The sequence below is a fragment of the Shewanella sp. 1180_01 genome (assembly GCF_052850535.1).
In genome coordinates this window covers 15249-35621 of sequence record NZ_VXCT01000054.1, presented here as the reverse complement: position 1 = coordinate 35621, position 20373 = coordinate 15249, and the positions used below count along the sequence as shown (strand labels likewise).

Sequence of the window (20373 nt, the reverse complement as noted above, 5' to 3'; positions counted from 1 at the left end):
ACTATCTAAAATTAAAATAGTAATCACGTTCATACCTTTATTAAAACTGACCTGACTCTAATCGATAGTCGAAATAAAACCACAGACATCATCACACTCAATTGGGCAATACAGTTTGCTAACGCCAATATTTAAGGTACGGTACAACTTAGTTTAAGCCTTACTAATTTACAGCCAGTCGCTTTTAATCGGCTAAATTTACAATCCAAAACGAAAAAGTTAGAGAATATAATCTATAGTGTATTAAACCAAAGACCCATAGTTCCGACTCTGCGTTATAACGCTTAGTTTTAAAGTTAAGAAGCATAAGTTCGACTTTATTTACTCTAACTTCATGGCTCGATATTAGTAATTCGAAAGTATTAACTAAAAAACAGTAAGAACGACCTTAGACGGAACTCATTTAAATACAGGGACGATTCGCTTATGTGGTTACGACAAATTAAGATTGGCTCACGGCTCATTACTGCCTTTGGCTTACTCGGTCTAGTCTTGTTACTTCAGGGACTGATGTCGCTGCAAACTATGTCATCCATGCGAGTCTCCTCAGAAGAAATTGAAAAAAATACCCTACCAACGCTCGTCACGCTGTCGAGCATCAATCTTAACGTGATGCGCGCTAGAGTCTTTACATTTCGTCTATTACTCGCCGATTCGGCGGCTGAGCGTGACAAAGGGCTCGAAACCTTAAGGCAAATTCGCGAGAACATTAAAACGGATCAAAAGGCCTACGAGCCTTTAATTAGTTTGCCTGGTGAGCAAGCCCTCTATCAGGATTTTAGTCATAATTTAGAGTTGTATTTACAGAATCAAGATCAAATGATCAGTAAGCTGCAGGCCAATGACACGAATGAAGCCAAACGGATAATGGATGAAGTGATGACGTTACAAGCTGATAAAATAACTAAAACGCTTATCAGCATTGGCGACTTAAATACCGAATATGCAGGCAAACAGGGCGAGATCACAGCACAAGCCTACGAAGACAGTAAGCTACTCAACAGCGTAGTGATAATAGCCTCCTTGATTGCCGCATTTGTCGTAGCCACACTCTTAACCCGCAGTATTGTGCAGCCGATGAAAGAAGCAGTAGATATTTCAGTGACGGTCGCAAGTGGTGATTTAACGCAGAAAATCCGTACAGATGGCAATGATGAAACCAGTCAGCTGATGCAGTCATTAGCAGGGATGCAGCAGAACCTGCGAGATACCTTATCCCATATAGCAAACTCCTCTAACCAGCTAGCCTCCGCCGCCGAAGAACTCAATTCAGTAACTGAAGATGCGTCCCGCGGCATACAGCAACAAAATGATGAAATACAACAGGCTGCAACCGCAATTACCGAGATGAGTTCGGCGGTGGATGAAGTTGCCAATACCGCAGCACTCGCTTCAGAGGCCTCAGAAGAAACCGCCCGCAATACCGAATTAGGCAAAAAACAGGTAGATCAAACCGTCGCAGCCATTATCGACATGAATCAGGATGTGACGCAAAGTTCACAAATTGTCCAAACCTTAGTCATGCAAGCTATCGATATTGGTAAAGTTTTAGATGTGATCCGCGCGATTGCAGAACAAACGAATTTACTGGCCCTCAACGCAGCCATTGAAGCGGCGCGAGCAGGCGATACTGGCCGTGGTTTTGCGGTCGTTGCCGATGAAGTGCGCGCGCTAGCCCACCGCACTCAGTCGTCGACCCGCGAGATTGAAGACATGATCAACAAGATCCAGCACGGCACTGAAACCGCTGTGCTATCGATGCAGCACAGTGGTCAAAAGGCAGAGCAAGCACTCGCTGTCGCAAGGCTCGCTGGGGATGCATTAAACACGATCAACACTCAAATCAGTACGATGAACAATAGCAATATGGTCATCGCAAGCGCCGCAGAAGAACAAGCGAAAGTCGCCCGTGAAGTCGATAAAAACATTGTGAACATTAGCGATCTCGCCAGCCAAAGCGCCGCGGGAGCGCAGCAGACTAGTGCCTCGGCGCATGAATTATCCAGGTTAGCGGTAGAACTGAACAACCTACTGACGCGCTTTAAGGTGTAAAGTCGCCTCGTACAGTCGTCAGATTTAAGGCCAAATCTCGTTTTACAAGGGAACCAGAGGGTAACTGCACAAGGTGTGCGAAAAGACGTTACCCTCAATCTATAACCACATCTCTAACTTAATAAAACTATTCAGTATCAAAACATACACTCAGTTAAGACCGAGTTTGCGGCGCCTGATTAAAGTGCATAGCCAGTTCACTGATATCGGCAGCAACCCATTCTGGCTCGATACACTCGGCCAAATGCGCCGCCATAAAGTCCACCAGCTGCATGGCAGCATAGGGCAAGCGGCGATCTTTGCGGCCAACTAGATACCAGTTACTTTCAAGCGGAAAACCCGTTACCGGCAAAATAGCCGGTTTTTCACGGCCCTCTTGCAGCGTATGCGCCGAAATCACCGACAAGCCTAAGCCAGACGCGACGCTTAGGCGTATCGCCTCATTGCTCTCGATTTGCATAGTGTCACCGAGCGTGATGCCTTGACCGCTGCACCAAGACTCGAACATCAAGCGGGTGGCTGAACCTGGCTCGCGCACGATAAAACGCTCATTTTTGAGATCGTTAAAACTTACTTGTTCACGGCCCACCGCCCAATGATCTTTTGGCGCAATCAATTGCAGCGGGTTTTTAATGATCCGCGCAGATAGCACGTTATCGCCACTAGGTGGATGACTAAACAAATATAAATCATCTTCTTGGTGCTCAAATCGGCCTAATACATGGGCACGGTTACCTATATTTAAGGTCACTTTAACCTGCGGAAACTGCCGATAAAAAGCCCCTAAAATCCGTGGTAACACGTATTTGGCGGTAGTGACGATACCAATATTGACATGCCCAACGCTGCCACCTTTAGCCTGCTGCATAAAGGCATCGAAATCCTCAAAACGACTCAAGGTATCGCAGGCTGCGCGGTAGAGTTCATTGCCAATCAAGGTCGGTAGCATGCGGCCATCACGACTCTCGAGTAACGGCTCACCCAATACATCGGCCAGCTTTTTAAGCTGTAATGACACTGTGGGTTGGGTTAAATGCAAAGCCCTCGCCGCTGCGGAAATATTGCCTAACCGCACCACTTGCACATACACCTGCAGCAAACGGAAACTCAAGTGCCTCAATTTAAGCTGAGTCGATGACGTACGCTTATCCATAGACAACTATCTATACCTAAGTGGTAAACAATTTATTTTTCAATATAACCAATTAGGTCCAAAATCACCAGCCATCAGGATCACCCGACATTTAAGCCTGTTCTGCACGGCTTAAAAATCAAAATTAATGAGATACTTATGCCCGATATTGTCATTGCCTTTTTCGCCTTAGGCTTGTTAGCTGGCCTAGTGAAGTCAGATCTTAAAGTCCCCCCCGCAATCTACGAAACCCTATCCATACTGTTAATGCTCACTTTGGGCTTAAAGGGCGGAATGGCGCTCCACGGTCACACCCAAAACTTAGTGATCACTGAGCTGTTAGCGGTTGTTGCTTTAGGCTTTATTATCCCCTTGGCCCTATACCCAGTGTTAACTCGGCTGGTTCGCATTGGTCACACAGATGCTATTAGCATTGCCGCACATTACGGCTCCGTTAGCGCGGGAACCTTTGCGGTGGTGATGGCTATGGTGGAAAAATCAGGGTTGATATTAAGACCCGAAACCACCCTGTATCTCGTGCTGCTAGAACTGCCGGCGATCGTCGTGATGCTCTGGCTACACAGGTACTTAAGCGCCAAAAAAGCAATTGAAACATCACCCAAGAATGAAACTCAATCGAGCGTATTGCACGAAGCATTAACCAGCCGCGGCGTTGTCTTACTCGTTGGCGGCGTAGTGATAGGTTGGCTTTACGGCCCAACGGGGCTTGCGCCGCTCACACCTGTGCTACTAGGCGGATTCAAAACTTTACTGGCATTATTTTTACTGGAAATGGGCTTAGTAACGGCCAAAGTGTGTTTGCCGCTACCACTAAAACAATGGCGCTTATTGGTATTCGCCGCCGTAACGCCCTTTGTATTGGCTTGGTGCGGTATCGCCGTAGGATTATGGCTCGACTTACCTTCTGGCAGCATTTTAGTGCTAGCGGCATTAAGTGCCAGTGCATCTTATATCGCAGCGCCTGCGGCCATTCGAGCCGCAATACCCGAAGCTAATATTGGACTGGCTATGCTGGCCTCACTCGGGATAACGTTTCCAATTAACGTATTAATTGGCTTACCTTTATACCAACACTGGGTGATGCTCATTACGGCTTAATGGCGTAGCTTAGTACTTCTTCGCCGAATAAAAATCAATGAAAAGGGAGACATAATTGTCTCCCTTTTCATCTTGCTTAAGCACACATCAATTAAGGTGCATCACTGTGGTGCTCGGCTTTATCCTGATACATGGCCTTATCGGCGGAATCTAACAGATCCTCTAAGCTCATCTCAGAATCTGGCGTCCAATGGGCGATACCAATACTGGTCGCTAAGCTATGTTGCTTAGGATGCTGTTGATTATATTGCTCAAGTAACTGCTTAAAACGCTCAATCACGCGATCGACTGTATCTCTATCCACAAAACTTAATAGCACCACAAACTCATCGCCGCCAAGCCTTGCAATCACATCCGACTCCCTAAAAGCGGTCATCAGGATATGGGCAAAATCGTATAACACTTGGTCGCCCTTGAGGTGACCAAAGTTGTCATTCACTTCCTTAAAAAAATCGAGATCGAAGAAGAGTAAGGCCGCCTCAGATTCGGTACGCCGACAACTCGCCAGCGCCTGATGGGCCAGTAACTCAAATCCACGCCGATTCGAAATAGTGGTCAAAGGATCTAAAGTATTTTGCGCGATAGAGAGTAATTCCGCCTCAACCATTTCACCTAAATCCGTTAAGGTTTCAATATCTTCAGCCGTAAACTCTCGCGGTTCAGTGCCGATTAAACACAAGGTCCCTACCCGATATTGCCCGTGAATGGTTAAGGGATAGCCAGCGTAGAAGCGAATATGCGGCTGCTCAGTCACCAGAGGATTGTCACTAAAGCGCGGATCTTTGATGGCGTCGTTCACGATAAAAATATCGCCTTGATTGATCGCATGGCCACAAAATGAAATTTCCCTTGGTGTTTCAGTCACCTCTAGTCCTTGACGAGATTTAAACCACTGCCGCTCGGCATCCACTAAGGTCACAACACAAGTCGGCAAGGAGAAAATTCTGCGCGTAAGCCGAGTGATACGATCGAAACGTTCCTCGGCATCGGTGTCGAGCACATTGAGTGCGCGTAACGTGGCCAAACGTTGCAGCTCGTTTTCAGGGATAGTAGGTAATTGCATGGTGCTCTCTGCTAACTGCTCTCATTAAACTCTAGCCTAAATTGCTTATTCTTGCGGAGTTAAGGCCGATATTCGTTCCAGCCTTACTCCCTTTAGATGACTGTACTATTCCAGCACAGCGCGATAGATATTGAGCACTCGCTCGGCATGTTCCTCAACCTCTAACACAGGTAACTGCCCCGCCTTTTGTTGCAGAGTCAGGCGATGATTTTCATCCCTGAGCAAGCAATAGGTTTGGGTTAAATGCTGGGCACTCATTATAGGCAAAAGTTCAAGCTCAGCTAACACCCCAAAAATTCGCACATTGTCAGACCAAATCGTTAGTTCTGGATACTCATGGGCATTAGCCAGCACTAAGTACTGGGCAATAAACTCGATATCAGCAATACCGCCGGGACTCTGTTTTAGATCAAACATGCCATCGCTGGCTTTGAGCAAGTGATCACGCATCTTCTGACGCATCTCACGTACTGCTTTTTGCAGCTCAACTTTATCCCGTGGTTCTTCTAATATCGAGGCGCGAATTCGGCTAAATTTGACCGCTAAACTATTGTCGCCGAAAACAAAACGCGAGCGCACTAAGGCTTGATGTTCCCACGTCCACGCCTCGTTAGCTTGGTATTCGCCAAAGCGTTCAATCTCACTGACCATCAAACCCGAGGCGCCAGAAGGACGCAAACGCATATCCACTTCGTACAACTCACCCGAAGTGGTACGAGTAGAGAACAAATGCAGAATACGCTGGGCGAGTTTGAGGTAGAAATGGCCGACTTCAATCGGCCGTTCACCATTGGTCTGGCTGTTATCTGCTTTGTTTTCACACAAGAAAACTAAATCGAGATCTGAGCCGTAACCCAACTCTATCCCGCCGAGCTTGCCATAACCAACAACGGCAAAACCTGTGTCATTGCCCTCAAGGTGAGCGGGCACGCCGTGGCGCACTGAAACCTGTTGCCACGCCTGCATCACCACTTGTTCGATAATAGCTTCGGCTAAAAAAGTTAAGTGATCGCTCACTTGCATCACAGGTAAAACACCCGTGACATCGGCGGCGGCGATTTTAAGTTGTTGTGACAGCTTAAATTGTCGCAGCGCTTCCATCTGCTGCTCCATATCGTCCTCTGGCACGCGCAACATGTACTGGCGCAGCTCGCTCGGATAATCATCGATGGAGGTTGTGTCATAAAGCTGCGACGGATCGATAAGCTCATCGAGCAGCATGGGAAACTTAGCCAACTGCGCCGCAATCCAAGGGCTGGCACAGCACAGGCTCACTAACTGTTGCCGTGCGCCTGGGTTTTCACACAAAAGCTCAAGGTAAGTGGTGCGAGTTAAAATCTGCTCCAGCACCTTAGACACGGGTTCAAAGGCCGACGACGGACTCTGCTGATTAATCAACTCTTCCAATAGTCTTGGCATTAATTTATCTAAGGTTTCCCGCCCGCGTGGACCAATGGAACGCTTAGTCACTGTTTCGCGCCAACTGCTGAGCATAGGACTGAGCTTATCATCATCGATTTGCTGTTCGGCCAATAACGCGATGGCATCATCAACATCTTGCATATGCCACAGTTGCGCTGTCCAGTGTTCGGCCTTTTCTTCGCCTTCTTCACCGCCCACAGTCGCTTTAAAATGACGATGGATTTTGCTCATTGCAGCTTCAATATGGGTGCGTAAATCGACCTCGTTGGCCATATCGAGCACATGGCACAATCGCGCCCAATCGAGTGGATTATTCGGCAAGGTTTGGGTTTGTTTATCGTCTATGGCTTGCAGTAAATTCTCCACTCGGCGCAGTAGTAAATAGCTGTGTTTAAGCTCATCGACCGCCAAATATTCAAACTGCCCTAAGCTGTAGAGCGTATCGATAGCGCCGAATAAACTCTGCTGACGTAGCGCAGGCTCGCGGCCACCACGAATTAATTGGAAACTCTGCACCACGAACTCGACCTCACGGATACCGCCCGCGCCGAGTTTAATATTGTCGGTCAAATGACGGCGACGCACTTCTTGCGCAATGAGCTGCTTCATTTTTCGCAGGGATTCAATCGCTGAAAAGTCGATATAGCGGCGATACACAAAAGGTCTAAGCAGGCTGTGTAATTCATCGGAGAAATGGCTCCAAGGTCCGAGCGCACGCGCCTTGACCATGGCATAGCGTTCCCAATCTCGGCCCTGTTCTTGGTAATAATCCTCAAGGCCACTAAAACTCACCACCAGCGGCCCACTTTCTCCGTAGGGGCGCAAACGCATATCCACGCGGAACACGAAACCATCGACGGTAACTTGGTCTAGCAAGTTCACTAACCTTTGTCCCATGCGGATAAAAAATTGTTGATTGTCTAAACTGCGACGCCCACCGACGGTTTCACCATGTTCAGGGAAAGTGAAAATCAAGTCGATATCGGAGGAGAAATTGAGCTCGCGGCCGCCTAACTTACCCATGCCTAAAATCAGCAATGGCTGTGCATTGCCTTCTTTGTCCATCGGCGTGCCGTATTGGGCGCACATATCTTTATAGAGCCAATCGCGGGCGCAAATCACTAACGCTTCGGCAAGCGCCGACAGATCGAGCAGGGATGCTTCTAAACTGGCGTAGTCTAAAAAGTCACGCCAAGCTAAGCGCACCATTTGGTAGTTACGAAACCGTCGCAGGCTGGCTTTTGCCATCTCTTCGGTTGTGGCGCTACTCAGCACTTCGTGTAACTCAAGATCAAAGTTTTTACGCTCAATCAAGCTTAACTCGCCGGCAAACAGCCTGTTAATCCACTCGGGATGTCGGCATAACTGGGCCGCCACGTAATCACTGAGCCCTAGAACCGTTTTGAGTTCTTGCTGCTGGGCAGGTGTTAATTGCGCGAGTCCTTCGGACCATACTTCCTCTAACCGCAGCCAATTGTGCTCAGCGGTTTGATTAACGAGAATAGACAATGACTTATTACTGTCTTTTTGCATGGTCATAATAATCCCTAACAAATTTAGCTATCGACATATTATGTCGTAAATGATATAGATTGACGCCACATCATGTTATGTTCGACGAGACTTGCAGCTACCTGATGTAGCACACAAATAAAGGTATCCCCTTTTATCTGTGGCATTTAAGGGTACTATAACCTGCGCAGCAGGCATATTGGGCAAGCAGATTATTATTGCCTGCAAGTATTTGAGATTTATTTCATTACCATTTGGAGAAAACATGGCAGGAATGCTAACCCGTGTTCTCACATCGATCCTCTTTTTAGCCGTTATGCTGTCGCTGACGGGTTGTGGCGATGAGAGACCGGATAAAATCACGAAGTATCAACAACTCACGCAGCAACGTCTCGCAACGCTCACGACGATGATCGATGACGGGCAGTTGCGTAACGCTAACCTCTTAAAACAATACACCACACTGTTAAAACAGCAGAAACCTGATTTAGTCCCATTACTTGATGAATTAGCAAAGGATTCTGGCACCCAAGGTCCCATGTATACCTCGCTGAAACGTCGATTAGATGAGTCGAAAGTGGCGAGTAACTTTGCCGATCTCGATCAACAGCTGGCCGAAGCAGAAAATCTTTATCAAGCCGCAGATCCAAGCCTGTTTAACGATATGTTGTCAGACCCTGTCAACGTGGTCGCCGATATGTCCGACGGCAAACTGGCCCGCGTGAATGCGATTAGCCGTGAGGCCGCAACATTAGCCAATGGCGGCGAAGATTTTGGTCCAGGCAGTCAGCTAGTTGGTAATCCGTCTTACGGTAACTGGCAAACCGACTCGAGCGGCACGTCGTTTTGGGCTTGGTATGGCATGTATTCGATGTTTTCGAATGTCTTCAATCGCCCTATTTCCTACGATCGTTGGTCGGGTAACCGAGGTTATAGCTATTACAATGACGTAGGTCGTTATCGCTATACCTCACCCAAACAAGCGGATGCGCAAAATAAGACCTTCGAACAAACGAAAAAACGTTTCGATTCTCAAGGTAAGCGCTTCGACAGCCCTTATGCCAAACCGCGTACCGGTGGCACGGCGTTATCCCGTGAAAGTACCAGCACGCCCAAGGCCAGCAACACCACGAGCACAAGCAAGAGTTCGAGTAGTAAGTTCCGCTCTAACTATGCTAAAGACAGCAGTTTCCGTAATTCCAGTAATCGCACGACCCGCAGTGTGCGCCGGGGCAAGTAACTAAGGATTTCCAATGACACTATTTCAGGACTTCGGTATCACACCAGAGCTAGCCATAATTCTGGCTATCGATCTCACCATAGCCGTGATTTTGCTAACGCTGATGCGTTATTTGCAAGGTTGGAGCGTTAAAGTTAACAGCAGTAAAGAACTGGCGGAGCGTGATAACTTTGCCTTCGGTATCAGTACCGCGGGCGCCGTTGCCGCACTGGGTATAGTGCTAACGGGCGCTATCACTGGTGCTGCTGCGCACTCTTATCTTAATGAAGCCATTGGCATGAGCGCCTACGGTTTATTCGGCTTAGTGCTGATTAAACTGGGTCGTTTCCTCCACGATAAGATTGCGTTAAACGAGTTCGATAAGAACGAGCAGATCATCAAAGGTAATGTGTCTGTCGCGATTGTCGATGCCAGTGCTGCCATCGCCACTGCGATTATCATCCGCGCCGTGTTGTTATGGGCAGAAGACTTAACCCTAGATACCTTTATCGCTATCTTCAGCGCCTTTGCGATTTCGCAGTTGATGTTAGTGCTACTGACGCGCTGGCGTGAAAACCGTTTTGCGAGCCGCAATCAAGACTCGTCAATGCAGCAAGCCTTAGTACAAGGTCATACGGCATTAGCACTGCGTCATGCGGGTTATATGATAGCAATGGCGCTGAGCTTTAACGCTGCCAGCCACTTTATTATATTTAATCCAACGGCTTATGTGACTAACGTGATCGGTTGGTTAGTGTTCTCAGTCATCATGCTGATCGCGCTTTCCTTACTGCTGTTCGTGGTGAAGAAACTGGTATTAGCCCGTATCGATTTAGCCGATGAAGTGGAAAGACAACACAATATCGGCATCGCCGCCGTTGAAATGGCGATCAGTATCGCTATCGCACTTATCCTCACGGCACTGATGGCCTAATCGAATGCAAGAAACCAGCTTAACCCCCTCGGCGGCTAAACCTAGCCGCCTAGGTTGGTTCGACGATGTCCTCTTATTGGGCATTATGGCCGTATTAGCAGGCTGCGGCCTGATTTACGAATATCTTTTATCCCACTATGCGGGGCGCATTTTAGGCGCATTAGAAGCCGCCATCTACACCATGATTGGCTTGATGATAGTCTCCATGGGGCTAGGTGCCTTCGCCGCCCGTAAGATCCGTGATGCCTTTACTGGTTTTGTGATCTTAGAACTCACAGTCGCACTCTGTGGCTCACTCGCCATTTTAATCACAGCGGCGGTCATTGGTTTCGGCCAACAACTGCCCTTAATAATTGCCAACACCTTAGGTTTACCACCAGATCAACTGCCCGAAGGCGGCATGATAGGCTCGCTGCAAAAACTCAGCGAATACCTACCCTATGTTTGGGGCGTGTTACTGGGCCTGATGATTGGTATGGAAATCCCACTGATCGCCAGAGTGCGCCAATCCCTCTCTGACGAGCATTTGCTGCACAATGCGGGGACCATTTACGGCGCCGATTACATAGGCGCTGGCATAGGTGCCGCCATTTGGGTGGGCTTTATGCTTGCCATTGATATCCAACTTGCCGCCGCCTTAACTGCCAGCTTTAACCTGTTGGCGGGCTTTGTGTTTATCTGGCGCTTTTGGCCTAAAATCCGCCGCCCTAAACTGCTTTTAACTGGGCATTTTATCGTGACTGGCATTTTACTCGTGTTAGCCATCCACGGCCCACGCTGGGAACAAGAATTTAATAATTTGCTCTATAAAGACAAAGTGGTTTACGCCAAGGCGACACGCTTCCAGCAGTTGACCTTCACCGAGCGACTGCGCGGTAACGGTCTGCCGCCCGTTTATGCGTTATACATCAATGGTCGCTTACAGTTTTCTAGCATAGACGAACACATTTACCATGCGTTTCTTGTGCACCCTACACTCGCAGCCAGTGCCCGCCATAACAAGGTGTTGATCATTGGCGGCGGCGATGGACTCGGTCTTAAGCAAGTGTTGCGCTGGGAGCCTGAGCAAGTGACGCTGCTCGATCTCGATGTCGGCCTAGTGCAATTATTTAAGTCGCCCGATACGGATATGCCCGAGCGTTTGAGCCGCGCTATGTTGACGCTCAACGGCAATGCGCTAAACGATCCCCGTGTCACTGTGATCAACGACGATGCATTTAATGGCGTCGATAAACTGATTGCCACAGGCGTGAAATACGATGCGATTATCGTGGACTTGCCCGATCCGAGCCATCCCGATCTTAATAAGCTGTATTCGGATTATTTCTACCGTAAATTAAAGGAACTTATGAGCAGTGATGGCGCTCTGACTGTACAGTCAACATCGCCTTACCATGCCCCTAAGGCCTTTATTTCGGTAGCAAAAACCTTGGCATTGGCAGGATTTGACGTCAAACAGTACCATCATAATGTGCCCAGTTTTGGCGAATGGGGCTGGAGTATAGCCACCGCAGGCGGACTCGATGCACAACACAGATTAGCTAAGTTAACTGAGTTGCCCATCAAAGATGACTGGCTCACCTTAGGTTTAGTGGATGGCGCGTTTGAGTTTCCAGCAAATTTTTATCAAGATGCCGCCAAAATAAAACCCAATGAATTGGGTTCGTTGCAGCTGTATCACTACCATTTACAAGATTGGTCCGAGAATCAAGGACTGAATCTTTTTTAATAGGATGAGATAGTGCTTGACATATTATGTCCCAGTGCTATCTTTGAACACAGACATAATATGTCAATAAGGACAAATATGAATATCCATACCATTGCCAATCACCTCAACAGTCTTGGCAACACCAGCCAAACTGGCTTTCAATTTGATTGTTATCCAATCGATGGTGAAGTCGAAGTGTTGCAAGTGAATGTGGTTGGCCGTGAAGAAATCCCGGTATTTGTATCGGTGACGGACAACCAAGTGCTCTGCATCAGCTACCTGTGGGGCGAGAACGAAGTAAACCAAGATCGTCGCAGTGAAATGTTTGAAACCATGCTTGAGCTCAACATTCCAATGCCTTTGTCATCCTTTGCCAAAATTGATGACAAATACGTAGTTTACGGTGCGCTATCACTACAATCTAGCATGCTCGAAATCGAGCAAGAATTATCAGTTTTATCCGATAACTGTTTAGAAGTTATCGATGAAATGGTCGATTATCTGAAATAAGGAGCCACAAAATGGGCATTCTGAATAAAATTTTAACAGCGTTTCGTGGTGGTGCTACCGAAGTGGGTCAAGGCATCGTTGACGCAAACTCAACCCGTATTTTCGAACAGGAAATCCGTGACGCAGAAAAGCATTTAACCAATGCTAAACGTGAACTGACCGATGTCATGGCGAAAGAAATGCAAGCCAGCCGTGAAATCGACCGCCTGAAACGTTCGATTGCCGAACACGAAGGTTATGCGACTCAAGCATTGGACAAAGGTAATGAAGCCTTAGCAATTGAAATTGCAGAGAAGATTGCCGAGTTAGATCAAGAGCTGTCTGAGCAACAAAGCGCCAACGATAGCTTTAGCGCCCATGCTGCACGTTTAAAAGACTTAGTGAAGAAAACCGAGCGCCAACTGTCTGATTATCAACGTCAGCTGAGCATGGTTAAAACCACTGAAAGCGTGCAAAAAGCTACGGCTACCATTACTGACTCGTTCGCGTCTAGCAACTCTAAGCTGCTGAACGCTAAAGATTCACTCGAGCGCATCAAGGCTCGTCAGCAACAGTTTGACGACCGCCTGAAAGCGGCAGAAACCTTAGCCGATGAAAACAGTGACAAGTCATTGCAATCTAAGCTAGCCGAAGCCGGTATTGGTGAGCAAAAGTCGAATGCAAATGCTGTGCTAGACCGAATCAAAGCACGTAAAAGCTAAGCAATGATTGACCGAATGCCGAGTCTCAGTGGGATCATCACCCCCTACTGACCTCGGCATTTTTTTGTTTCATCCGCATAAAATAATTGACCACTATTGCCCGTTACGATCCGCAGCCAATCGATTTGAAGCCGCACACGAGCATAGTCAGCAGGAGTCACTATGGGATTTTTCAATAGTATTTTTGGTAAGAAAGCAGCGCCACAGCGCGAGCTCAATCACCCATCCCAGCTCAATGTGGGCGACATGATCTCAATTGATGATAGTTTTGCCCTGCCGCCACAACTTCGTGGTCAACAATTGAGGGTCGAAGCCGTACACACCTACGAGTCTGAACGTAAACAGCAAACCGAATGGTTACTCAAAGGTCATGGCAGCGACACACTCTTTTTAAGTATCGAAGAAGACGACGAAACCTATCTCGCCTTTTCGATTAAGATTTCCCGCGCCCAAGTGGAACAGTTATTCGATCTTGAGCAGTTCAGCGCCCTGTTCGATGAACCGGGTCATGCCGAGTTAACCACTCAAATATTACCGGCCGACTTAGCGGAACAACTGGAACAATGGCTTGGAAAGCAATATCACCAAGTGACGTTTGCCGCTTTTGGCTATTTCCATCGTCAGGATTACCGCGGTCAAAAACCTCCACAAGACGCCAATGGCGCCACGGGTGAGCCCTTCGAGTACTATTTACTGCTCGATGACGATGAAAGCCGCGCCGTCGAAGTGGAAGTCTACGAAGGTGGCGATACAGATGTTGTCTTGACCCTATATCGCCCACTGACGGATATTCGGGAATACTGGCCAGCGAAATAAGCCAAAAATAAGATAAAGTGCGCGCTCGCACTTTATCGATAATCCCAATACAATCTCACAGATAAGCGCTAGAAACGGTTGATAGCAATAGGTAATACGCCATGAGTAAGACCAAACACCCTCTCCCCGAGCAATGGTTAAAGAACCAACAGGCCGCGAAAGCAACGCAAGTCGCCTTCGATCTCGATGAAAAATTTCAATACTCAATTCGTAAAGCCGCGTTAGATGCAGGTGTGAGCCCTTCGGATCAAATTCGCACGATTTTGGGCCTAAGCGTGTCGAAACGACCAACGCGTCCACGTCTTACTGTGTCACTCAATGCCGATGACTATGTACAACTGGCAGAAAAATATGGTTTAAGCGCCGATTCGCAGCTAGAAATTAAACGCCGAGTCCTCGACGATTTAGTTCACTTTGTAGATAAGAAATAACTCCCACAAACATTGCACAGGCTATTGAATATATAGCCTGTGCAATTAATTGACGAAATTCGATTTTATTGGCTTAGACAATTTACTCACAGCCTAAAGTCTTTTACTTTAGTTGAGACATTCGCCGCACTTAACAGGGATCATGTTTGGCATGACAGATAAAACCCCATGGTCACTTCGCACCCTTGGCAGCCCTTCTCCATTCGAAATGGCGATGATGTTGCTATCCTTGCTGTCGGTGATCATAGTGCTCGTCATGACCTTCGGCCGCCTCGATAGCGAAACCTATCGCTTACTCTTTTTCGTCGATACCAGCATTTGTATGATTTTCATGATCAACTTCTTTATTGGGTTGTTCAGAGCTCGCGATAAACGCTTTTTCATTAAACACCATTGGATTGATTTTATTGCCAGCATTCCGGCAATTGAAGCCCTGCGGATGGCACGCTTGTTCCAAATACTGCGGGTAATCCGCCTGATCCGCATGAGTCGTTCACTGCTGCTTCCACTGATCAAACAACGTAAACAAGCGACCTTAGCCAGTTTGCTGGTCGCCATGGTGACGATTCTAACCTTAGCCTCAGTGATCATTTTGATCGTCGAGAGCGGCACCGAAGGCGCTAATATCCAAACCGCAGAACAAGCGATTTGGTGGGCGTTAGTCACTATCTCGACCGTCGGTTACGGCGATTATTATCCGGTGACGACAGCTGGCCATATCATAGGCGGTATTGTGATTGTCAGCGGCGTGAGCTTTTTTGGGGTGATCTCAGGTTATATGGCGTCGGTATTTGTCGCGCCCGATGAAACTGAGCGACAGGAGCGCCAAGAGGCCCATAAAGCCGAAATAAAGTCAGAACTCGAATTAGCCTTAGCGAGAATGGAAGAAAACCAGCAAAAGATGGAACAGAACCAAGCGCAAATGCTCGCAAAAATTGCAGAGCTGAAGCAAGTTATCGAAAACAGAAACAACTGATTTAGCTAATAAAAGAAAGGGCTCAATCCAATATGGATTGAGCCCTTAGCATTATAGGGCCGAGTTAGGAACAGTGCTGCGCCAGTCAACGGCTTAGCATCAGTTCAACGTTATAAACATAACCCTACCAATAGGCCTGTTGTTGCATCGCATTACGGCGTGTCGACTCCATGGCAAATAACAAACTTTGCTGTTTATCTTCCAGCCATTCAGTTAAATCAATATCCAACGCTCGGCTCGCATCCTGCACCGCGCGGTAACAGGCTAAGGTTTTAATCCCAAGTACCAGATCTTGCCAAGGTGCGCGAAATGCATCCCGTGATTTCGCCTCATATAAACTGCCATAGGCGTGACCGACTAAGATACTCTCATCAAGCACTGCAGCCACTTGCAGGTAATTTGAGGTAGTCATGACAGTATTGAGTGGCATTACCTCCACGATTGCCATCCAAGAGGCTTGCTGGGCGCGGTCGGCATGCAGGCGTAAGCTAGGCTGATTGCTGATATCCACTTCACCGGCGCTGACCTTAAGCAAAATCTCGACAATCGCCAGCTGTAATTGACCATATTCAGTTTGCTGCCACAAGGAGAGTAAACGTTCAGTTAGATTCATTTCACTCAGCTGCGCCATGAGTCGCGCTTTAACTTGGGCATGTTGGCCAAGTTTTGCGAATAAGCCCCTTTGGCTCCCAAGCAAGGCGGTCAATGCCTGTGCCTGCTCGATAAAATCGAGCTGTTTTTCAATAGACATGAATTGACTCGACAGTGTCACATTCAATAATTCGAACTGACTTAAGGTCATCCGCAGTAAACGAATACAGGCGCGCATCCGCCACCACAGCGCCACACAAGCTTCGGGTTTGCTTTCCTCTGCAATCATGCTTTCTAATAATTGCCAACGCTCAAGCGCAGTTTCAAGCAAGATTTGGCAGTTTGCGGTTAAATCCTGTGTAGAAGAATCGCGGGGTTCAGCAAGAGGCAGAAATTCTAACGCGGTTAAATCGAGCGGCTTAGCTTTACCCGCCAATCGATAGCCGCGCTGCGCCTTACTGGCTTTGCCTAAACGCACGGGCACCACACTCGCCACTTGCATTGCGAGTTTAAGTAGCGCTTCGGTATCGCCACTGAGGAGTTCAAACTCTAGTTCACACAGCGCTTCTTGCTGACCATTGGCGGTGATCTCACCTATGTCCAACGCCACTTCGACCACGCTATTATCAATCTGAACATGCCAAGCGCGGCGATAAAAATCGGTATGAAATATACAGGTCAACTGGGCTTGAGTGGCCGCTAAATCGGCATCGGCTGGCCAAATACTGGTTGGGAATAGACTTAAATCTGGGCTATCGGCTTGGATAGTCACATTATATTCGGGCCGCGAATGAATCCCGCCCACGACTTGTCCAGCGGTTTTTATGGTCTGCTCTCTGTGCCCATCGTAACCGCGCACCCGCAACCCCATGTCCCACTGACGCAGTTGTAAGTCAGGGGTGTCGAAGTAACCATTCGCCAAACGACGTTTACCTTGAGGTACGGCATTATCGAGACTATCTAACTTATTTATCAGGGATTCTTGATATATCGGCAGGAAAAACAGTTTTAATTCAATCTCAGCATTCATTGCGTTACCGCTCATTTTGTCATCAAACATTCATTGATGCGTCATCTTTAGTTCATAATGTCACAAATGTGTCATAAAAATCCCGTAGGATTTGGTTTTGCAGTTGGTATATAACCCGTTAGAATAAACCTGTCGTTTTTTCTGAAAAAACACAGTTTCAATACGCGGACGCATAGGTTAACATGCGCCCGCTTTTTCCAATAATGGAACAATCTAAATAGGTAAACGGCAATGCCAGTAAACTCTATTTTGGGCGTGTTTGCAAAATCGCCAATTAAGCCTCTTCAAGAGCACATGGACAAAGTACACGATTGTGCATCGTTACTCGTCGCCTTTTTCGAAGCCACTATCACAGGTAACTGGGACAGTGCGGTTCAATTACGTAAGCAAATTAGTTTAGCCGAGAAGCAAGCAGATTCACTAAAGCGTGAAATTCGCCTGACTCTGCCAAGCGGTTTGTTTATGCCAGTAGAACGTACAGATTTATTGGAACTTTTAACTCAACAAGACAAGATTGCCAACAAAGCAAAAGATATTTCTGGTCGTGTTATCGGCCGTCAGCTGTTAATCCCTCAGGTCATGCAAGTCCCTTTTATTGCTTATCTACAACGCTGTATTGATGCGGTAGCACTAGCAAAACAAGTCATTAATGAACTCGAAGATCTGTTAGAAACAGGTTTCCGTGGTCGTGAAGTCGACTTAGTGGCAAAAATGATCAACGAACTCGATATCATCGAAGAAGATACTGACGATCTACAAATTCAGTTACGCCGTCAGTTATTCGCCATGGAATCTGAATTGAATCCTGTCGATGTGATGTTCCTATACAAAACGATTGAGTGGGTCGGTGGTCTTGCAGATCTCGCCGAACGCGTCGGTTCACGTCTTGAGCTTATGCTGGCTCGCGTTTAACAAATAAGGTTATCAAGGTATCAATATGGTTGATGCAGGTATTGAGGTGGCTAACGTCTTAGTCACCAATGGCCCGTGGCTTATTGCCGTTGCGGCTGCATTTGGTTTTCTCATGGCATGGGGTATTGGCGCGAATGACGTTGCCAATGCGATGGGAACCTCTGTAGGTTCAAACGCAATTACGATCAAACAAGCGATTATTATCGCGATGATCTTTGAGTTTGCGGGCGCGTTTTTAGCGGGTGGCGAAGTCACCAGTACAATCCGTAATGGGATTATTGACCCCAGTTACTTCACTAATACACCTGAATTGCTGGTTTACGGCATGATAGGTTCGCTATTAGCGGCAGGTATTTGGTTAGTCGTCGCGTCTGCTTTAGGTTGGCCAGTATCGACTACACACTCTATTGTCGGCGCCATTATTGGTTTCGCTGCAGTCGGTGTAGGCACTGATTCGGTTGAATGGGGTAAAGTGGGCGGTATCGTAGGTTCTTGGGTGATTACCCCTGCAATCTCGGGCTTTATGGCATTTATCATATTCCAAAGCGTACAGAAACTTATCTTCAACACTGACGATCCATTAAGCAATGCTAAGCGTTATGTGCCTTTCTACATGGCATTTGCTGGCTTTATGATGTCTTTAGTGACCATCCTTAAGGGCTTATCCCACGTAGGTATTCACTTAAGCGGCGCTGAAGCTTATATGTTAGCGGGCGCAATCGCGGTTGTGGTTGGTCTAGTGGGTAAAGTGGCGATTTCACGTTTAAAAATGAGCGACAAAACTGACCGTCAAACTCAGTTCAAAAACGTTGAAAAAGTGTTTGCGATCCTGATGGTACTGACAGCCTGTTGTATGGCTTTCGCCCATGGTTCAAACGATGTTGCCAACGCGATTGGTCCTTTAGCGGCGGTTGTTTCTGTCGTTAACAGCGGTGGTGAAATTGCATCAAAATCGCCATTAGTCTGGTGGATTTTACCTTTAGGTGCCATAGGTATTGTGATGGGTCTGGCGATTTTTGGTCAGCGCGTTATGCAAACCATAGGTAAAAACATCACTCACCTGACGCCAAGTCGTGGTTTTGCGGCTGAATTAGCAGCGGCTTCGACAGTGGTTATCGCATCGGGCACTGGCTTACCTATCTCTACCACACAAACCTTAGTGGGTGCGGTATTAGGTGTGGGTATGGCTCGTGGTATCGCAGCGATTAACATCGGTGTAGTGCGTAATATCGTTGTGTCTTGGGTTGTGACCCTACCTGCAGGCGCAGGCCTATCAATCATCTTCTTCTACATGATTAAAGGTATCTTTAATTAAGAAGTTTCGCTAAATAAGTTGCTGAAGTTAAGTAGCATTAGCGCCTAGGACTAGAAGGTCATAGGAAAGATTGAGTGAAAAGGGAATGGTCATAGCATGGATGCAGTAAAGTTGAGGGAAGTCTATGACTTCCCTCTTGCATTACAGGCCTCAAATCCCTAGCATGTGCAGACTATTTCGTTGATGAGAATACAAAAGTGTTTAGACTCCTGACTCTGGTAGGAATGATGTTACTGTCTTCCAACCTGCTGGCCGAAGGCCAATCCCGTTACATCTCGGATAACGTGTTTCTTTATCTTTTAGGTGGCCCTGGTACTGAGTTTCGAATTCTTGGCTCAATTGAAGCCGGTCAACCTGTGACACTGCTCAACGAAACCCAAGGTGATTACTCTAAGATCATCGACCATAAAGGCCGCGAAGGTTGGGTGCAAACTAACCTAATCAGCTCGACTCAAAGTTTCCGTGAACAAGTGCCAGCGTTAACCACTGAGCTTGCACAAGCTAAAGCTAAACTAGCGGAAGTATTAAGTTCAACTGATAACCACGCCGACGAAGTGACCGAACTGAAGGCTAAACTAAGCGAGTTAGAAACAAACCTAGCCAAAACCACTCAAGAACGTGATGAACTTAAAGTCGCGGTTGATCGCTCAGCCCAAGATGAGCGTTTTGAACTATGGCGCCAAGGCGGATTAATTGCAGGTATGGGGTTAATCCTAGGCATTATTTTAGTGTATTTACCTAGACCACAACGTCGCAGTAAAAAACGTTGGATGTAAGTCTGACCTGCAAAAAGTCTTATTTTATCTTCCAAAAGCCAGTGTTCTCAAACACTGGCTTTTTGTCAATCAAGCGTTACATCGACTTATACCAATCACCTTAAATATCTAATCAGTTCAGAGCCTCACAGGCATCTCAATCCAAGGCGCA

The 20373-nt window shown here is 47.2% G+C and carries 17 protein-coding genes; 13 read left to right on the top strand and 4 right to left on the bottom strand.

Annotation, left to right across the window (positions count from 1 at the left end; translation table 11 throughout):
• Positions 1-426: 426 nt before the first annotated feature.
• Entirely contained in the window at positions 427-2052 is a 1626-nt protein-coding gene (locus FW758_RS20190) for a methyl-accepting chemotaxis protein (protein WP_446446323.1), read from the top strand.
• 154 nt (positions 2053-2206) lie between these two features.
• Here the strand turns inward: FW758_RS20190 and FW758_RS20185 are convergent, their stop codons facing one another.
• A complete protein-coding gene (locus tag FW758_RS20185; RefSeq protein ID WP_446446322.1) occupies positions 2207-3205 on the bottom strand; it encodes a LysR family transcriptional regulator in 999 nt (332 codons plus the stop codon).
• A gap of 138 nt (positions 3206-3343) precedes the next feature.
• Between FW758_RS20185 and FW758_RS20180 the strand changes: the two genes are divergently transcribed.
• The gene (locus FW758_RS20180) at positions 3344-4303 is read left to right on the top strand and encodes a sodium-dependent bicarbonate transport family permease (RefSeq protein ID WP_283630063.1); all 960 of its coding nucleotides are present in this window, start codon (positions 3344-3346) and stop codon (positions 4301-4303) included.
• A 91-nt stretch (positions 4304-4394) separates the two neighbouring features.
• On the opposite strand, the gene FW758_RS20175 is transcribed toward FW758_RS20180, so the two are convergent.
• Both FW758_RS20175 and glnE read right to left on the bottom strand, forming a co-directional pair.
• Positions 4395-5366 carry a diguanylate cyclase domain-containing protein gene (locus FW758_RS20175; protein WP_446446321.1) on the bottom strand — a complete coding sequence of 324 codons (972 nt, stop codon included), beginning with the start codon at positions 5364-5366 and terminating at the stop codon, positions 4395-4397.
• 105 nt (positions 5367-5471) lie between these two features.
• Positions 5472-8327, bottom strand: coding sequence for a bifunctional [glutamate--ammonia ligase]-adenylyl-L-tyrosine phosphorylase/[glutamate--ammonia-ligase] adenylyltransferase (glnE, locus tag FW758_RS20170; protein ID WP_446446320.1), 2856 nt, complete (start codon positions 8325-8327; stop codon positions 5472-5474).
• A gap of 238 nt (positions 8328-8565) precedes the next feature.
• Here glnE and FW758_RS20165 point away from each other — a divergent pair, with 238 nt between their 5' ends.
• The 8 genes from FW758_RS20165 to FW758_RS20130 all read left to right on the top strand — a co-directional run bounded on the left by FW758_RS20165 (position 8566) and on the right by FW758_RS20130 (position 15598).
• Positions 8566-9540, top strand: coding sequence for a hypothetical protein (locus FW758_RS20165; protein WP_446446319.1), 975 nt, complete (start codon positions 8566-8568; stop codon positions 9538-9540).
• A gap of 13 nt (positions 9541-9553) precedes the next feature.
• Entirely contained in the window at positions 9554-10453 is a 900-nt protein-coding gene (locus tag FW758_RS20160) for a DUF350 domain-containing protein (protein WP_006085958.1), read from the top strand.
• Positions 10454-10457: 4 nt separating this feature from the next.
• A complete protein-coding gene (locus FW758_RS20155) occupies positions 10458-12182 on the top strand; it encodes a polyamine aminopropyltransferase (RefSeq protein ID WP_126491241.1) in 1725 nt (574 codons plus the stop codon).
• A gap of 78 nt (positions 12183-12260) precedes the next feature.
• On the top strand, positions 12261-12674 hold the full coding sequence (locus tag FW758_RS20150) for a YjfI family protein (RefSeq protein ID WP_006082925.1): 414 nt from the start codon (positions 12261-12263) through the stop codon (positions 12672-12674).
• Between the two features lie 11 nt (positions 12675-12685).
• Positions 12686-13375, top strand: coding sequence for a PspA/IM30 family protein (locus FW758_RS20145; RefSeq protein WP_006082926.1), 690 nt, complete (start codon positions 12686-12688; stop codon positions 13373-13375).
• A gap of 162 nt (positions 13376-13537) precedes the next feature.
• Positions 13538-14191 (top strand): hypothetical protein, encoded by a 654-nt coding sequence (locus FW758_RS20140; RefSeq protein ID WP_446446318.1) that lies wholly within the window; start codon positions 13538-13540, stop codon positions 14189-14191.
• A gap of 101 nt (positions 14192-14292) precedes the next feature.
• Entirely contained in the window at positions 14293-14622 is a 330-nt protein-coding gene (locus tag FW758_RS20135) for a hypothetical protein (protein ID WP_106649567.1), read from the top strand.
• Between the two features lie 151 nt (positions 14623-14773).
• Positions 14774-15598 (top strand): ion transporter, encoded by an 825-nt coding sequence (locus tag FW758_RS20130; protein ID WP_106651766.1) that lies wholly within the window; start codon positions 14774-14776, stop codon positions 15596-15598.
• Between the two features lie 124 nt (positions 15599-15722).
• Here the strand turns inward: FW758_RS20130 and FW758_RS20125 are convergent, their stop codons facing one another.
• Positions 15723-17219 carry a CYTH domain-containing protein gene (locus FW758_RS20125; RefSeq protein WP_446446324.1) on the bottom strand — a complete coding sequence of 499 codons (1497 nt, stop codon included), beginning with the start codon at positions 17217-17219 and terminating at the stop codon, positions 15723-15725.
• A gap of 231 nt (positions 17220-17450) precedes the next feature.
• Between FW758_RS20125 and FW758_RS20120 the strand changes: the two genes are divergently transcribed.
• From FW758_RS20120 to FW758_RS20110, 3 genes are all read left to right on the top strand, one after another.
• Positions 17451-18131, top strand: coding sequence for a TIGR00153 family protein (locus FW758_RS20120; protein ID WP_006082931.1), 681 nt, complete (start codon positions 17451-17453; stop codon positions 18129-18131).
• Between the two features lie 25 nt (positions 18132-18156).
• Complete coding sequence (locus FW758_RS20115; protein WP_259512851.1) at positions 18157-19446, top strand: inorganic phosphate transporter; 1290 nt, start codon at positions 18157-18159, stop codon at positions 19444-19446.
• Positions 19447-19673: 227 nt separating this feature from the next.
• The gene (locus FW758_RS20110; RefSeq protein ID WP_037391127.1) at positions 19674-20222 is read left to right on the top strand and encodes a TIGR04211 family SH3 domain-containing protein; all 549 of its coding nucleotides are present in this window, start codon (positions 19674-19676) and stop codon (positions 20220-20222) included.
• The last annotated feature ends 151 nt before the right edge of the window (positions 20223-20373 follow it).

What these genes read in the sequence shown, in the direction of transcription:
- FW758_RS20165 (WP_446446319.1), top strand. Translation starts at nt 8,566, where the DNA reads ATGGCAGGAATGCTAACCCGTGTTCTCACATCGATCCTCTTTTTAGCC.
- FW758_RS20145 (WP_006082926.1), top strand. Translation starts at nt 12,686, where the DNA reads ATGGGCATTCTGAATAAAATTTTAACAGCGTTTCGTGGTGGTGCTACC.
- FW758_RS20130 (WP_106651766.1), top strand. Translation starts at nt 14,774, where the DNA reads ATGACAGATAAAACCCCATGGTCACTTCGCACCCTTGGCAGCCCTTCT.
- FW758_RS20175 (WP_446446321.1), bottom strand. Translation starts at nt 5,366, where the DNA reads ATGCAATTACCTACTATCCCTGAAAACGAGCTGCAACGTTTGGCCACG.
- glnE (WP_446446320.1), bottom strand. Translation starts at nt 8,327, where the DNA reads ATGACCATGCAAAAAGACAGTAATAAGTCATTGTCTATTCTCGTTAAT.
- FW758_RS20120 (WP_006082931.1), top strand. Translation starts at nt 17,451, where the DNA reads ATGCCAGTAAACTCTATTTTGGGCGTGTTTGCAAAATCGCCAATTAAG.
- FW758_RS20155 (WP_126491241.1), top strand. Translation starts at nt 10,458, where the DNA reads ATGCAAGAAACCAGCTTAACCCCCTCGGCGGCTAAACCTAGCCGCCTA.
- FW758_RS20110 (WP_037391127.1), top strand. Translation starts at nt 19,674, where the DNA reads ATGTTACTGTCTTCCAACCTGCTGGCCGAAGGCCAATCCCGTTACATC.
- FW758_RS20125 (WP_446446324.1), bottom strand. Translation starts at nt 17,219, where the DNA reads ATGAATGCTGAGATTGAATTAAAACTGTTTTTCCTGCCGATATATCAA.
- FW758_RS20150 (WP_006082925.1), top strand. Translation starts at nt 12,261, where the DNA reads ATGAATATCCATACCATTGCCAATCACCTCAACAGTCTTGGCAACACC.
- FW758_RS20190 (WP_446446323.1), top strand. Translation starts at nt 427, where the DNA reads ATGTGGTTACGACAAATTAAGATTGGCTCACGGCTCATTACTGCCTTT.
- FW758_RS20140 (WP_446446318.1), top strand. Translation starts at nt 13,538, where the DNA reads ATGGGATTTTTCAATAGTATTTTTGGTAAGAAAGCAGCGCCACAGCGC.
- FW758_RS20160 (WP_006085958.1), top strand. Translation starts at nt 9,554, where the DNA reads ATGACACTATTTCAGGACTTCGGTATCACACCAGAGCTAGCCATAATT.
- FW758_RS20185 (WP_446446322.1), bottom strand. Translation starts at nt 3,205, where the DNA reads ATGGATAAGCGTACGTCATCGACTCAGCTTAAATTGAGGCACTTGAGT.
- FW758_RS20180 (WP_283630063.1), top strand. Translation starts at nt 3,344, where the DNA reads ATGCCCGATATTGTCATTGCCTTTTTCGCCTTAGGCTTGTTAGCTGGC.
- FW758_RS20135 (WP_106649567.1), top strand. Translation starts at nt 14,293, where the DNA reads ATGAGTAAGACCAAACACCCTCTCCCCGAGCAATGGTTAAAGAACCAA.
- FW758_RS20115 (WP_259512851.1), top strand. Translation starts at nt 18,157, where the DNA reads ATGGTTGATGCAGGTATTGAGGTGGCTAACGTCTTAGTCACCAATGGC.